The 14,698-nt window shown below is 67.9% G+C and carries 15 protein-coding genes; 2 read left to right on the top strand and 13 right to left on the bottom strand.

The genetic code is table 11. The features are described 5' to 3' along the window. Positions 1 to 5 precede the first annotated feature (5 nt). The 11 genes from LGM89_RS16945 to LGM89_RS37315 all read right to left on the bottom strand — a co-directional run bounded on the left by LGM89_RS16945 (position 6) and on the right by LGM89_RS37315 (position 10,376). A complete protein-coding gene (locus tag LGM89_RS16945; RefSeq protein ID WP_226206682.1) occupies positions 6 to 548 on the bottom strand; it encodes a type II secretion system protein in 543 nt (180 codons plus the stop codon). 3 nt (positions 549 to 551) lie between these two features. Continuing rightward, positions 552 to 2,672 (bottom strand): secretin N-terminal domain-containing protein, encoded by a 2,121-nt coding sequence (locus LGM89_RS16950; protein WP_413227470.1) that lies wholly within the window; start codon positions 2,670 to 2,672, stop codon positions 552 to 554. A gap of 174 nt (positions 2,673 to 2,846) precedes the next feature. After that, the gene (locus LGM89_RS16955; RefSeq protein WP_226273483.1) at positions 2,847 to 3,446 is read right to left on the bottom strand and encodes a hypothetical protein; all 600 of its coding nucleotides are present in this window, start codon (positions 3,444 to 3,446) and stop codon (positions 2,847 to 2,849) included. Next, the gene (locus tag LGM89_RS16960; protein ID WP_089439615.1) at positions 3,443 to 4,009 is read right to left on the bottom strand and encodes a hypothetical protein; all 567 of its coding nucleotides are present in this window, start codon (positions 4,007 to 4,009) and stop codon (positions 3,443 to 3,445) included. Before LGM89_RS16960 ends, LGM89_RS16955 begins: the two co-directional genes overlap by 4 nt. Next, entirely contained in the window at positions 4,006 to 4,536 is a 531-nt protein-coding gene (locus LGM89_RS16965; protein ID WP_089494439.1) for a hypothetical protein, read from the bottom strand. Before LGM89_RS16965 ends, LGM89_RS16960 begins: the two co-directional genes overlap by 4 nt. Beyond that, positions 4,533 to 5,399, bottom strand: a complete 867-nt coding sequence (locus LGM89_RS16970; protein ID WP_226273484.1) for a hypothetical protein — start codon at positions 5,397 to 5,399, stop codon at positions 4,533 to 4,535. The genes LGM89_RS16965 and LGM89_RS16970 overlap by 4 nt, the downstream gene beginning before the upstream one ends. After that, on the bottom strand, positions 5,380 to 7,107 hold the full coding sequence (locus tag LGM89_RS16975) for a GspE/PulE family protein (RefSeq protein ID WP_226273485.1): 1,728 nt from the start codon (positions 7,105 to 7,107) through the stop codon (positions 5,380 to 5,382). The genes LGM89_RS16970 and LGM89_RS16975 overlap by 20 nt, the downstream gene beginning before the upstream one ends. Positions 7,108 to 7,125: 18 nt before the next feature. Then, entirely contained in the window at positions 7,126 to 8,328 is a 1,203-nt protein-coding gene (locus tag LGM89_RS16980) for a type II secretion system F family protein (RefSeq protein ID WP_226273486.1), read from the bottom strand. A 47-nt stretch (positions 8,329 to 8,375) separates the two neighbouring features. Continuing rightward, entirely contained in the window at positions 8,376 to 8,837 is a 462-nt protein-coding gene (gene gspG / locus LGM89_RS16985; RefSeq protein ID WP_089494435.1) for a type II secretion system major pseudopilin GspG, read from the bottom strand. Between the two features lie 172 nt (positions 8,838 to 9,009). After that, on the bottom strand, positions 9,010 to 9,684 hold the full coding sequence (locus tag LGM89_RS16990) for a response regulator (protein WP_089494434.1): 675 nt from the start codon (positions 9,682 to 9,684) through the stop codon (positions 9,010 to 9,012). A 59-nt stretch (positions 9,685 to 9,743) separates the two neighbouring features. Then, on the bottom strand, positions 9,744 to 10,376 hold the full coding sequence (locus LGM89_RS37315; protein ID WP_373452537.1) for an SCO family protein: 633 nt from the start codon (positions 10,374 to 10,376) through the stop codon (positions 9,744 to 9,746). 614 nt (positions 10,377 to 10,990) lie between these two features. Here LGM89_RS37315 and LGM89_RS17000 point away from each other — a divergent pair. Beyond that, positions 10,991 to 12,109: an ATP-binding protein gene (locus LGM89_RS17000; RefSeq protein WP_226273488.1), complete on the top strand. Its 1,119-nt coding sequence runs from the start codon at positions 10,991 to 10,993 to the stop codon at positions 12,107 to 12,109. A 12-nt stretch (positions 12,110 to 12,121) separates the two neighbouring features. Here the strand turns inward: LGM89_RS17000 and LGM89_RS17005 are convergent, their stop codons facing one another. Then, a complete protein-coding gene (locus LGM89_RS17005) occupies positions 12,122 to 12,901 on the bottom strand; it encodes a response regulator (protein WP_226273489.1) in 780 nt (259 codons plus the stop codon). A gap of 530 nt (positions 12,902 to 13,431) precedes the next feature. Here LGM89_RS17005 and LGM89_RS17010 point away from each other — a divergent pair. Further along, on the top strand, positions 13,432 to 14,055 hold the full coding sequence (locus LGM89_RS17010; protein ID WP_226273645.1) for a lytic transglycosylase domain-containing protein: 624 nt from the start codon (positions 13,432 to 13,434) through the stop codon (positions 14,053 to 14,055). Between the two features lie 123 nt (positions 14,056 to 14,178). Here LGM89_RS17010 and LGM89_RS17015 read toward each other — a convergent pair whose 3' ends face one another. Further along, positions 14,179 to 14,688, bottom strand: coding sequence for a DUF1269 domain-containing protein (locus LGM89_RS17015; protein ID WP_226206691.1), 510 nt, complete (start codon positions 14,686 to 14,688; stop codon positions 14,179 to 14,181). Positions 14,689 to 14,698 lie beyond the last annotated feature (10 nt).

Genomic DNA, 14,698 nt, shown 5'->3' on the forward strand with positions numbered 1-14,698 from the left:
GCCGGTCACCACTGTTTGTACGGAATGCCGTTGATGCCGATACGTGCCGATTTCGACGTCACGTCGAACACGTCCTTGCCGGGCTCGAAGCCCCCCGGAGGCCCGTCCGCCGCCGGCTCCGGCGGCGTGCCGTATGCACGCACGTCCCAGGTGTCCTCGTCCGGCGTATCGGGGTCGCCGGTGAAGAACGGATCGCGCGGCACGCGGCGCAGGAACATCACCAGGCCGCCCTTCGGGTCGCGGGCGTTTTTCACGCCCGTCACGAGCACGGTCAGCGACGGCGGATAGCCGGACGATTCGGCTTCCTTGTCGATCTTCCCCGCGTCGCTCGCCTCCTTGTACGCATCGAGCGCGGTGCGGATCTCGCGCAACGCGGCACTCAACGCCTGTTCCTTCTGCCGCTGCACGAGCAGTTCGGAGAACGGCATGACCGCGAGCGCGAGGATCGCCACGAGCGCGAGCGTGATGACCATCTCGATCAACGTGAAGCCGCGCAGGCCGATGCGGCTGCCGCGGCCGACGCAAGTCGCTGCATTGCGCGCGGCCACGGCTCACTTCCCGACCGGGCGAAGCGGGTTTTCGCTCGGAATGTCGCCCGCCGGCATCTGCAGCGTCGGAGGCGGGGCCGCCGGTGCGGCGGCGGGTGCATTGGCAGCCGCGGCAGGCTGCTCGGCCGGCGCGGGCGACGCAACCGGCGTCACGGTGGTGCCCGGCGCCGGCGCGACTTCGTTGCCCGCGGGCGGCGGCTCCGCCGCGGCTGCCCCGCCGCCCCCGCCGGCCGGTGCAGGCAATGCCGTTTGCGGCCTCGAGAACCGCCCGCCGTAGGGTTCGGGGGGCGGCGTCGTACGCGGTGCGGCCGGCATCTGTCCGAACGCGCCGCTCTCGGGCGACGGCTGCGCGCGGATTGCGGCAGCCTCCAACGGGGTCGGCGCCCTGCCGCCCGACGTCCCGCCTCCCACGCTGCCCGGAACGACCTTCGCCGTCGGCGCGGCGGGCGCCTCCGCGTTCTGCGCCTCCGCGTTCAGCGCAACCGGATCGAGTCGCAGCTGATCGGCGTGCACGTTGACGTCGGTGCCCGACCATACCTCCTGGGTGTCCGCGTCCGCCGCCACTTGCGGCCGGACGATATGCGGCGTGATCTGCAGCACGATCTCGGTCTTCTTGTGATCGCCGCCGTGATCGGAGAACAGGCGGCCGAGCACCGGCAACTGCCCGAGACCCGGCACCTTGTTCGCGTTGCGGCGATCCTCGTCCGAGATCAGGCCGCCCATGATCTGCGTTTCGCCGTCCCGCAGCCGCAGGCTGGTCGCCGCACTGCGCGTACCGATCTGGTAGGCGAGCGAGCTCAGCCCCTGCGAGTTGCCGCTCGAGATCGTGTTGGTGATGTTGCTGACCTCGAGATTCAGCTTGATGCCGACGTCGCCGTCGCGATAGACCTGCGGCTCGACCTCGAGCTTGATGCCCACGTCGAGGTACTGGATCATCTGCGTAAACGACGGGCCGCTGGTGCTCGGCGTGCTCGAGCTCGAGATCACCGGGACCTTGTCGCCGATCATGATGCGCGCCTTCTCCTTGTTGCGCGCGCGGATGCGCGGGCTCGCGAGCAGATTCGCGTCGGTATCGGTCAGCTTGAAGTCCGCGGTGGCCGACAGGCTGCTGACGTTCAGCGCATTGATCGGCAGATGGTGCAGCACGCCCCAGGTATCGGCCGAGCTCGGCGTCGACACCGTAAACGAGCTGGGCCAGTTGATGCCCAGCTGCGACATCCGGTCATGCGACACCTCCAGTACCTCGACCTCGAGCATCACTTCCGGCTCCGGCAAGTCCTGGGCGGCGATCATCTCCTCGGCGACCTTGATCATGTCGGGGGTGCCGCGGATCGTCACCGTGTTCGCGCGCTCGTCGATCACCGCTTCCTTCACCTTCAACAGGCTCTTCAGCAGCGACTGCACCTGCTTCGCGTCGACGTTCGACAACTGGAACGTCCGCACCTTGAGCTCCTGGTACTCGAGCTCCTTGGCCGGCGTCGCCGGGTAGATGAACAGCGTGTTCGCGTTCATCTGCTTCTTGTCGAGCTGGTTCTGCAACAGGATCATGTCGACCGTGTCCTGCAGCGACGCGTTCTGCACGAAGATCGTCGTTTTCAGATCGGCGCGCACGTCGCGATCGAAAATGACGTTCAGCCCGGATGTCCGCGACAAGGCCTCGAACACCATCCGCACGTTCGCGTCGCGGAACTGCAGCGACACCGGCGTGCGCATGATCGACGACGCCGCGAGCTTGTCGTCGCGCTCCGCGTGTTGCTGGCGGCGCTTCTCGCTGAGCTCCGCCTGCATCCTTGCCGCCATCGCATTGGCCGGATCCTCGACCAGCACGCGATGCACGCGCTCGGCCGCCTGCGCGTACGAACCGCGCTTCATCATGCGGTCCGCTTCCTGCAGAATCGCAAGATGCTTGCGGTCCTGGTCGATCATCGTGCCGATCCGGCGCGCGCGCTCGCTGGTCGGATCGAGTTGCATCGCCATGTAGACGGAGCGGGCCGCGTCGTCGAACTCGTTCTTCTGGCGAAACGCGTCCGCGTTGTCGAGCAGATCGTCGACGGCCTCCTTGCGGTCGTGCATTGCGTCGATCTTCACCTGTGCGTTGGTCGGATCGTCGTGAAGGTTCGGCACATGCGCACATCCGCCGCATGCGAGCAGCGCCACGGCGATCGCCAGCGCGCGTTTCGTCGCGCACCGGCCGGCCGGCGGCGCCAAGCGCGCAGCGGCCCGGGGGGCGGAGCCAGGACATGTCGACCGGCCGTCGTCCCCATCGCGGCGCGCATCCCGTGTACGTATGGTTTTCATTTACTTTCCTTCCACTGGAATGAGCACCGTCTGGACCTGGTTCAGCGGCAGATAGGTGAGCACCACGTTCGACGCGGACACCGACTCCACCCGATACTGGCCGCCGATCACGTCACCCGGCGAAACAATCAGCAACTGATCTCCGTTGCCGAGGAACACCTGCGGCTTCGCCGACCTGGCATCCTGCTGGCCGAGATAGACGAACGGCACCGGCGGCGCGGTCGGCGGCGCCGGACGCGTCTCGGGCGGCGGCGGCACGACGGGCGGCGGCGGCAGCCATGACGACGCCGTGAATGGATCGTGTGCGGCTTCGACGGACACGGGCGCACGCAATGCGGCGAGCTGCTCGCGCGGGGTCGCCGCCGCTGCATGCGACGCGGGCGCGGGCGCTGCGGCCTGAGAGGCCGGCGCGACGCGCGCACGGGCCGGCGCGGGCGCCGCCCGCACCCCGTCGTGACGCACCACGATGCTTGCGGCAGCCGGCGCCGGCTGCTGCATCGCCGCCACCAGCACGCGATATCCGGCACCGGCGACGACGAGGCAAGCCAGCGCGAGTGCGAGCCGATGGCGCGAAGCGGGCTTCATGGCGGCGGAGATCATGGCTGGGCGCTCCGGTAGACGAGCTCGAAACGCACCCGCGCGTCGAGAATGCTGCTGCCCACTGCCGGACGCTCGACGTGGATCTCCTGCAGCGCCGCGTTCGGCACGTTGTTCAGCACCGATGCAAGAAAATGGCGGATCGCGCCGTACTGGTCCTTCACCGGCAGCAGCACCTGGTAGCGCGCGAAGCGGCCGCCCGACTCGGTCGTCATCTGGTACTCGGCCGACCCGAGTGTCAGATGGCTGTCGCGTGCCTGCTCGAAGATCGACGCGATGTCTTCCGCGCTTTGCGAAGACGCCGGAAAGAGCGCGGGCAGCGCGTCGAGCGGGGTCGCGTCCGCCGCCGTGCCGCGCACATCCACGCGACGATGGCCGGGTGCGGCGCGCACCACACTGGCCGGCGCAAGCATCGCGCGCGTGTCGGACTCGACGCCCGCGATCGCCGCGTACGTGATGGCGGCGGCGCCGAGCATCAGCACGCCGGCGAGCCCCGGCAGACCGAAGGCGCGTCGCCACTCGAAGCGAAGCGTGAGCAGGCGGTCCGCGAAACGATCGGCTTTCATGATTTCCTCCAGACGGCCGTGATCTGGAAACGCACCGGCTTGCCCGCCACGTTCTCCTCGACGAGATGACCGTTGAGCGTCGCCTCGCGCAGCACGACGCTCGTCTGCAAGTACTTCAGGTACGCGATCATCGCGTCCGGGTCCTTCGCTTCGGCCGTGATGCGAATCTGGCCCTGCGCCGGGTTCTGGTCGATGCCGATGAGCGCGACGTCATGGCCCGGATAGTCCTCGACGATCGAGAAGAGCGTCTGCCACGGCACGGTCAGCTCGCGCAGCACGGCCTGGCTCTGCTTTTCCGCAAGCCGGGCGGCCGCGGTCGGTGGCGGCTTCGCGACGTGTTGCTGCGCGAGCAGGCGATGCTGGACGACCGTCAGGCTCTCCCTGATGCGATCGTTTTCCGCGTACGTGTGCCAGAGCCGGACGGCGCACGCGCTCCACAGCAACGCGGCGACAACGAGGAGGATCACTCCGCCGGCGCCGATGCGCGCGCGGCGCCGGCAAAAATCGATGTCGAGCGTGCGGATCATGGCGCGTACTCCAGCAATCGGCGCGCGGGCGAACCGTCGTGCGCCGCGCGGCCCGGCAGCGCGACCGCGGCGCAACGCGCGCCGAACGGCGCAACGTCCAGGTCGGTGCCGGACAGATAGACCTTGCAGGCGTCGAGCTTCAGGCCCGTGCGCATCGCCGAGCGCTCGAACAGCTGCTCGGCGAGCTCGGCGAGCCGCGACGCGTCGCCGGACTCGCCCGGAAAGAGGCGCTGCGTGTCGTACGCGGCCCACTCGCCGTGCTCGATCATGACCGCTTGCAGCAGCGCCTCGTCGACGACGAGCAGCATCGCATCGCCGTCCGGCTTCACCGCGAACCGGCCGAGCGTCTCCGGAAGGGCCGCGCGCAGGCAGCGGATCGGCACGTCGCCGGCCGCACCGGTACCGAGGATGCCGTCGTACAGCGTACGCGGCAGCGCGCTGGCAAAGAGCACCCGGCCACCGCGCCGCACGTCGAAGCGCGCGACCAGCGACTCCGCGGCGACGCCGTACGTGTCGGAGAAATGCGCGAGCGCGATTTCCTCCAGCTCGCGTGCGTGCAGCGCGCGAAAGTCTCCGCGCAGGATCGCATGACAACACCAGAAATCGTCGAGCACGACATGCGCGCCGCGCACCGGCGCCCGCTTCGCGCCGGCATCGGCATCGTGCGTCGCGGCCAGCGCGGCGCGCAGCGCATCGAGCATCCCCGCCTCGCTGCCGAACTGCGCATCGGGAATGGCGACGCTGAGCGGATCGGCGACGAACCCGCGCCGGTCCGGCCGCCACAGTGCGCGCGTGCGGATGCCGACGGCGATCTCGCGCGTCCCGACACCGACGGCAAGACGATCATTCGACCATGGTGACACGATTGATCTCCTCGAGCGTCGTTTCGCCGCGCCGGACCAGGTCGAGCGCCGCCGCCCGCAACGTCGTCATCCCGTAGCGCAGCGCCGCGGCCTTGATGTGCCCGAGCGGCGCGCGCTCGGACAGCAGTTGCCGCAGTTCGTCGTTCATGCGCAGCGCCTCCGCGATCGCCCGCCGGCCGCGATAGCCGCTGCCGCGGCACATCGCGCACCCGGTGCCGCGTCGAAACAGGTAGCTGCCGGCCGTATCCGGGTCGATGCCCGAACGGGCGAGCGCATCCGCGTCCACCGTGTCCTCGTCGAGACAGTCCGTGCAGCACTGGCGCAGCAGCCGCTGCGCGATGACGCCGTTCAGCGCCGATACGAAGCTGTACGGATCGACCTCCATGTTCGTGAACCGGCCGATCACGTCGAACACGTTGTTCGCGTGCACGGTGGTGAACACCTGGTGGCCGGTCAACGCGGCCTGCACGGCGATCTGCGCGGTTTCGGGATCGCGGATCTCGCCGACCATGATCTTGTCCGGGTCGTGCCGCAGGATCGAGCGCAAGCCGCGCGCGAACGTCAGGCCCTTCGCCTCGTTGACCGGAATCTGCAGGATCTCGCCCAGCTGGTACTCGACCGGATCCTCGATCGTCACGATCTTCTCGAGCCCGTTGTTGATTTCGGTGAGGATCGCGTAAAGCGTCGTGGTCTTGCCGCTGCCGGTCGGCCCCGTGACGAGCAGCATGCCGTACGGCATCGACGCGACCGACCGCATGAAGCGCGTGTCGGCCGGCTGGAACCCCAGCGCCTCGAGCGTCAGGCCGCCCGACGCCTGGGAGAGCTGATAGCGGTCGAGAATCCGCAACACGGCATCCTCGCCGAACTGATTCGGCATGATCGACACGCGGAAATCGATTTCGCGTCCCGCGTACATCGCCTTGAAGCGCCCGTCCTGCGGGATGCGGCGCTCCGCGATATCGAGTTCGGAAATCACCTTCACGCGCGACAGCACCTGATCCGCGACGTCGCGGCCCTCCACCCGCCCCACCACCGTGAGCACGCCGTCGACGCGGCACTTGATCATCAAGCCGGCCGCCCTGCATTCGAGGTGGATGTCGCTCGCCAGCATCTTGAGCGCATCGTAGATCGTCGAATTGAGCAGGCGCACCACGGGGCTGTCGTCGCTGCTGATGCCCTGCAGCGTCAACGCGAGCGACGCCGGATCGGGCGCGCACTGGATCGGGTCGTCGAACGCGAGCGAATCCATCGCGCGGATGTCCTTCTCGCGCACCGCCAGATACGCGCTCAGGTCGCCCGCGCTCGCGAGCGCCCATCGGTACGGCAGCGTCGGGTGCGCGCGCATCCGGTGTTCGACCCAGCCGCGCGTGCGGGCATCGAGCGGATCGGCAATCGCGAACAGCAGCGCGCCGCTGTCGGGATCGCGCAGGCACACGCAGAGACGCGCCATCGCCTCGACGAACGGCACCAACTCGAAATCCGGCTCCAGGCGGTTCAGCTCGCGTATGCCGATCGGTTTCATCCTGAACTGCGCGGCGAGCCGCTCGCGTATTTCGTCCGCGCCGAGCGCCGTGTGCGCGGTCAATGCCTCGAGCGCGCGAATACCGGACCCGTGGCGTTCGCCGAGCGTGCGAAGCAGGTCGCGCAGGTCGCGCCGGCCGGCATCCGCGTCGGGATCGGGATCGACGGGAGAAATGACGGTGTCCATGCGAATCTCCGGGGCGGCCTACTGGATGCTCGACGCGATCTCGAAGATCGGCATGTACATCAACACGACGATGCCGCCGATCACCACGCCGATCACGATCATCATCGCGGGTTCGATCAGTCGCGAGATCAGGTCGATCGTGCGCGAAACCTGCGCTTCCTGGAATCCGGCGATCCGGTCGAGGACGGGCCCGAGCGCGCCGGTCTTTTCGGCCACCGTCAGCAGGCGATAGCCGATCGCGTCCGCGAGGCCGGCCTGCTGAAACGCATCGGACATCTTCGCGCCGTTGCGGATCTGCTGGAGCGCGGCTGCGAGCGCGGCCTGATCGGCACGGCCCACCAGGCCGCGCGCGAGGTCGAACGCGCGAATCGCGGGAATGCCGCCGTCGACCAGCATCGCGGTCGTGCGATAGAACTGCGACTGGCGGAACACGCGGAAGTGTTGCCCGATGCCGGGCAGCGCCAGCAGGCGATCGGCGAGCCAGATCCGCAGGGCCGGCCGCCGCAGCGCGAGCCCGGCGGCGACCGCCAGCACGGCCAGGCCAACGGCCAGCCCGCTGCCATGCGCGTGCACCATGCCGCCCCACGCCATCAGCAGCCGGGACATCAGCGGCAGTTCGCGCCCGCTGTGTTCGAGGAGCGTGGCGAACCGCGGCACCACGAAGCCGAGCAGGAACAGCACGACGGCCGCGCCGACGAACAGCAGCACCGTCGGGTAGATCGCCGCCGACACGACGCGTGCGCGCAGCTCCCGCAGCGTCGCGCTGTTGACCGAATAACGCGTGAGGCTGTCGGCCAGTCCGCCGGTCTGCTCGCTCGCCTTCACGCACGCCACCAGCACCGGCGGAAAGATCGGGCTCGCGTGCTCGAGCGCCATCGACAGCGCCTGCCCTTCCTCGAGATGCCGCAGCAGGTCGTGATACACCTGGACGGACGCTTCGCGCCGGGTGCTGCCGCCGAGCGTGCGCAATGCGTCGACGAGGCCGACGCCCGCATCGAGCAGCGCCGCCAGCTCGCGCGCGAACATGTCGACGTCGAAGCGCGCACGCGGCATCCCGAACCGGTTCGTACTGCGCCGCTGCCGCGCGGCGTCCGCGCTGACCGACACGACGCGCAGGCCGCGCGCGCGCGCGAGCGATGCGGCGTTCGCCGGCGAATCGCTGTCGATCCGCAGCGTCTGCACCGACCCGCCCGTATCGAATACCCGCAGCACGAATTTCACGTCGACTCTCCTTGCGGTTGCTCACGCCGCGCACCATGACCGCGCCGCTACCACGACGAGATCGTCACGTTCTCGCCGGTCCCGCCCCCGCGTCCGTCCTTGCCGAGCGAAAACAGGTCGTAGTCGCCGTGTTCGCCCGGTGAGCGATACTGATAGGGCCGATCCCACGGATCCGCCGGGACGGCCTTCTGCAGATAGGGGCCGCTCCACCGCGATGCGCTTTGCGGCTTGTTCACGAGCGCATCGAGCCCTTCCTCGGTGGTCGGATACGAACCGACGTCGAGCCGGTACTGATCCAGTGCCTGGCCGAGCGACACGATCTGCGCGCGCGCGACCTTCACGTTCGACTTGCCGACCTGTTCGAAATACCGTGGCGCGACGAGCCCCGCCAGCAGCCCGATGATGACCATCACGACAAGCAGTTCGAGCAACGTGAAGCCGCGGCTCGCGCGTGCGCGGCACACGCTTCGTTCGTCGCGCGGCCGCCGGTCCGGCCCGCCGGCCGGCATCGAGGACGATCCATGGCTCACGGCTTCCCTCCCTGTATCAACCCGCGGCGTCGGCGCCGCGGATGCCGTTGATTGCATTCTTGTTCACGCGGGTACGCGCCAGAAGTAGGGAGTGCCGTCCATCCCCATGGGTAGATCCCCCCCAGTTGAGCGATGCGTCAATGGAGGGAATTCACACACGGTCGTCGTCGTTCAGCGCGAGCACGCCGATGTCGATCGCGAAATGAACCAGGCCGGTCAGGTTGGCGATGCCGAGCTTGCGCATCAGATTGGCGCGGTGCTTGTCCACGGTTTTCGGACTGACCTTGAGGCACTCGCCGACCTGCCGGCTCGTGTGCCCCTCGACGACGAGGCGCAACACGGTGCGCTCGCGATTGGTCAGCGCGCTCCACAAGCGCGCCTTGTGCGCGTTCGCGTCGCGCAACCCATGCAGGCCGGCGCGGGCGCGATAGGCGTCGAGGCTGACCACGCACTTGCCCTGCATCACGAAGCGCATCTCGCGCACCAGGTCGGCGAACGGCGAGTCCTTGAGCACGTAGCCGTCCGCACCGGCGGCGAAAGCCTCGCTCACGTCGTCTTCGCCGTGATGAACCGTGAGGACGATGATCCGCGCATGCGGCACGTTGCGCTTGAGCGTCGCGATTGCCTCGAAGCCGCTGCCGCCCGGCATCGACAGATCCATCAGGACCAGGTCGGGTCGGGTCTTCTCGGCGAGATGACATGCCTCGACCCCGCCGCTCGCCGCGCCGACGATGCAGTAGTCGGCCAGCTCGGAAACCAGATGACTCAGGCCGACGCGCAACAGATGCTGATCCTCGACGATCAGCACACGATGCTTGTTGTCCAATTTCGACGCTCCCTCGCAGAAACGTGGCACCCACGGCCCGCTGTCGGCGGGAACAGGCACTAGTTGGACGCGACGACGTCGCGATAGGCAGCGAGCAGCTCGGTGGGCGTCGCGAAACCGTCGATCCTCAGCCACGGCTGGCCCGGCGCGGCCCGCACGAACGTCACCGGCGTGTGGTTCATCTTGTCGCCGCGAAAGACGTTGAACGCGCGCTGCGCGGCCACGCTCGCCTCGACGGTCCCGGTGTAGTGCTGCCATTCGGGGCCGGCGCCGAAGCGTGCCGCGTAAGCCTTGAGCCGCTCCGGCGTGTCGGCCTCCGGATCGATCGAGATCGACATGATGTGGACCTTGTCGCGGTCGGCGCCGAGTTCGCCCTGCAATTGCTCGAGCGTCTGGCTGATCATCGGGCAGATGGTCGTGCAGCTGGTGTAGATGAACGTCAGGATCACCGGCCGGCCGTCGTCGAGCTCCTTGGCCAGCAAGACGGTCCGACCGTCGTCTCGCACGAGCTGAACCGTCGGCGCCGCATACTGGACCATCGTGTGCACGGTTCCCGGCATCATCGCGTGATGCATGTGCATGCCCGCGGCTTCCGTCGCGCCGTCGCTCACGGGTGCGCCGGCCTTGTCGACCGCGTTACCGGCAGGCGCGGCCGGTACGGGCTGCGCGGGAGCGTCGGTCGGGGGCGCCATCGCGGGTCCCGCGGCGGGCGCCGCGGCAGGGTCACTCGCCGGCTCCATCGCGTGCTCCATCGGGTGCGCCGGCGCGGGCATCGCCGCGCCGGCGGCGGCATTCCCGTCGGTGCCGTCCGCTGCGTTTCCGGCAGCGTGTTCGACACCGTTCTGCATGTCCTTGTCCATCGAACTGTCGACGGCTTCCGGTGCCGGGTTGTCCGTGGCGCTCCCGGTCGCCGCCGCGCTTTCGACCGCCGCTGCGCCGGCGTTCTCCATCGCGCCGCCGTCGGACGCGCACCATGCGGGCGCCGCGGCGAGGGCGACGCCCGCGACCACGAATGCGCCCATCGTCGATCTGGCGATCCTGTTCATACCGGCCTCCATGACACGAGCGAGGCAGCGGACAATTCCGTGCCCCGCCCATGCAGTGTCATGAATTTGCCGGAGAGCGTCATGGGATGACGCCCCCCAAAGGCCGGTAGGACATGCCCGCCCGGCACGATCCCGCAATGCACGCGGCAGGCGTTTCCCTATGACGAACACGCGCAATCCCCATGTTGCGGCCCGCATCGGTCACGTCCTAGAATGGTCGAAACCTTACGTTTTCCTGAAGACGCGCCTCGGGAGCCACCATGACTGAACGCCAGCCCGAAGGGCCAAGGATCAGGCTGCTCGATCTGATCGACGCGATGCGCAAGCTGCGCAGTGCGCTTCGTCACGACGATCGCCGCCGCGCCGTCGTCACCGACGCACGGGGCGCGGCGCTCGCCATTCTCGCCGACGACGGCACGTTCGTATCGGTCAATCGCAGCACCGCCGCGCTGTTCGGATACAAGGGCGCCGAACTCGTCGGCCGGCAGCTGCGCGACCTGGCACCCGACGACGCCCACGTCGGGCTCGTGGACAATCTCGCCGCGAGTGCCGCGCGCGAGCAACATTCGTTCACGGCGATGCTCGGCGGGCGAAGCGGCCATCCCGCGCAATTCGTCATCTATCGGCAGGCACTGCCCGGCACCGGGCTGTGGCTGACGCTGTTCGAGGAATCGCCGATGCCCGAGCCCGCACGACGCGGCGACGCGGCCAACGATGCGGGCGTCCATGCGTGCCACACGTATCTGCTGATGGGCCAGCAGAAGGAGCGGCATCGGCTCGCCGCGGAATTGCACGACGGGCTCGGCCAGGCACTGACGCTCATCAAGCTGATGAATGAGGACGCGCTCATGCGGCTTCGTCGCGGCGAGATCGCCGACGCGACGATTCTGCTCGACGTCGCCGTGCTGCGGATTCGTGAGACGATCGGCGAGGTGCGCCAGATCTGCGGCGAACTGAAGCCGCCGATGCTCGACAGGCTCGGGCTGCCGGCCGCGCTCGCGTCGCTGTGCCGCCGCATCGAGCGTGACGCGAGCCAGTTGTCGGTCGAGTTCAATTGCAACGTCGACGACGACGAGATTCCCGAGCATCTGAAAGCGGACATGTTCCGGGTCGCGCAGGAGGCGCTGCACAACGTCGTCAAGCATGCGCAGGCCACCGAAATCGTGCTCGGCCTGCAACACGATGCCGGTGGGCTGCTGCTGACGATCGACGACAACGGCGTCGGCTACGAGCGCCATCCGCTTGCGACCGACGACGCACGCGCGGCGGGGCTCGGGCTGATCGGCATGCAGCATCGCATCGAGTCGCACGGCGGCACGTTCGGGATCCAGTCGTCCGCCACGACGGGCACGCGTGTCTCGGCAACCTGGCCGCTCTGATACCGGCGACGCTCAGCGCTTCGCGCCGCCAGCGGGATAGTCGTCCAGCCGCGCGACGGCGTCGGGCACCTGCACGTCGTCGTCGACCGGCCTGGTCGGCACGTCGGCCACATCCGTTTCCGCGCATTTCGCCGCGAGCGTGGTCAACAGACCCATGTTCATCGCGACGAGCACCAGTTCCGTCAGATTCGCGAGATGGAGCTTGTGCATCATGCTCGCCCGGTACTTCTCGATCGTCTTCGGGCTCAGGCTCAGGTACTGGCCGACCTGCCGGTTCGTGCGCCCTTCCGCGATCAGCTTCAACACGCTGCGTTCGCGCGCGGTCAGGATGTCCCACGCCTTTTTGGGCGCGGGCGTTTCGCGGCCGGTCACGAACGAGTCGACCATGTAGCCGTACACATCCGCGCTCAGGTGCCGCTTTCCCTGCATGACCATGCGCATCGCGAGCAGCAATTCGTCAAACGAAACGTCCTTGAGCACGTAGCCTTCGACGCCTGCACGCAGCGCCTCGCGCACGTACTCCTCGTTCTGATGCACGGTGAGCACGACGATGCGGATCGTCGGTACCCGCCGCTTGATCGTCGCGCTCGCATCGATACCGTTCATCCCGCGCATCGACAGATCCATCAGGATCAGGTCCGGCGCGAGCGTCATGGCCAGGTGGCACGCTTCCTTGCCGTCGCGCGCCTCGCCGACGACTTCGTAGTCGCCTTGCGCGGAAAGCATCGACCGTAGCCCGTTTCGCAGCAGATCGTGATCTTCTGCAATCATCACGCGACATTTTGTATTCACGGCTTCCCCCAAGTTTTCCGCGCTTGCACCACGTCGGATCTCGACGCCTCGTTTGCACGGTGCCGGACGATTTCTTCGCTGCGTTCCGCGATCCGGTCTGATGGCCCCGTCTCGCGAGCGACAGGCCACGTCCGTCTTCCGAGCAAGGATCGCGCCACCGCGCCACGCGCGGGCACCCCGGCCGGAGACGCGCCCGCGCGAACGTCGCGCAATGGCAGGAATGTTGCAGGGTTGAATCGCTCCGACGTGGTGCGTCGCATCAGTAGGACTACGGATAGCGGGACTATCCGATCCGTTCCGCCGCGCAGGAAACGATTCATGCTGCAACGACGCGCGCATTGAGGAGAAACCAACTTCTGCGCGTAAGAATCGTCAACTTCGCCCGGTTATCGGGCGCTACCGACCATTACTTGTGTAACAGTTTTGCAGCGCCGCCGCGGGGGTGTTTCGCGGCATCGAAGTGTAGGAGGTCGCCCCATTGCCGATCCGATGTACCCGCAACGACAATGCAGATGCAGGAGGCCAGAAAGATGCACAGCCGCCCTTCATCGGTATTGGGAACAGCGCTCGTTGCCGCATGCGTGGGAATCGGCTCGGCATGGTCGTGCGCCGCGCACGCGCAGATTTACGGCACGGTGGCGAGCAATGGCGCCATCGTCCTGACCAACGAGCCCGGCACGGCCAATCTGAAAGTGATCGTCGCGGCCGAAGGGCCGAGCGCATCGGCAGTGAGGCATGCCGCGCCGAAATCGACGGTCGCGTCGTCGTTCGCGGACGTGATCACCGAGGCAAGCGCGGCGTTCAACGTTCCGCCCGAACTCCTTCGCGCGGTGATCGACGTCGAATCGGGATACAACCCGAAGGCGGTCTCGGACAAAGGCGCGCGCGGGCTCATGCAATTGATGCCGGAAACGGCGCGGCGCTTCTCGGGCGGCGACATGCTCGATCCGCGCGACAACGTGCTGGCCGGCGCGCGGTATCTGCGTTTCCTGCTCGACCTGTTCAAGGAAAACGTCGAACTCACGCTCGCTGCCTACAACGCCGGGGAGAACGCCGTGATTCGGGCCGGTTATCGCATTCCGTCGTTTCCGCAGACGCGCGAGTACGTGCCGCGCGTCCTGGCGCGCTACAAACGGCTCCTCACCGCGAACTGAAACGCGGGCGGCACCCGATGCCGCCGGCGACGCGCGGACGATCCGCGGCCCGGCGTCATCGAGCGATGGCGTGCGGCCGCGCATGGCGGCCGGCGTGACACCGGCCGACGGGTCGAGCGACGATCAAGGAAAAGCGGGGATGGTCGGATCTTCGCCCTGCAGATGCGCATCCGTGTGGTGAAGCTTGATCGCGTCCTCGATCTCGTGAACGCGGTCGGTCGGAACGTCGATCATCATCAGCAATTCACCGTGCTCGATGCCGTCCTCGAAGCGCTTCAGGCGCGTGCTCGGCACGTCGACGCCGATCATCGTCGCCACCCATGCGCCGAAGGCCGCGCCGAACAGCGTGATCGCCACGACGACGCCGCCGCCGATCCGCAAGCCGTCGGGTGGGAACACCAGCAAGAGCAGCCCGAGCAGCATGCCGGTCCCGAAGCCGACCGCGGTGCCGCGCGCGAGCGACGGCAGCAGGTCGCTGCGCTGCGCGAGCGTCGCCTCCGGCAACCCGTCGCGCATCACATCGTGATTGGCGAGGCAATGGATATGTCGCCACTCGATTCGCAGCGACAGCAACTCGCCGACGATCGACTGCGCGCATTGCGTCGTCGGCAACAGAAAGTAGACCCGTCTCATGGCTCCTCCT

It is taken from the genome of Burkholderia sp. AU31624 (assembly GCF_020420065.1).
Classification (GTDB): domain Bacteria; phylum Pseudomonadota; class Gammaproteobacteria; order Burkholderiales; family Burkholderiaceae; genus Burkholderia.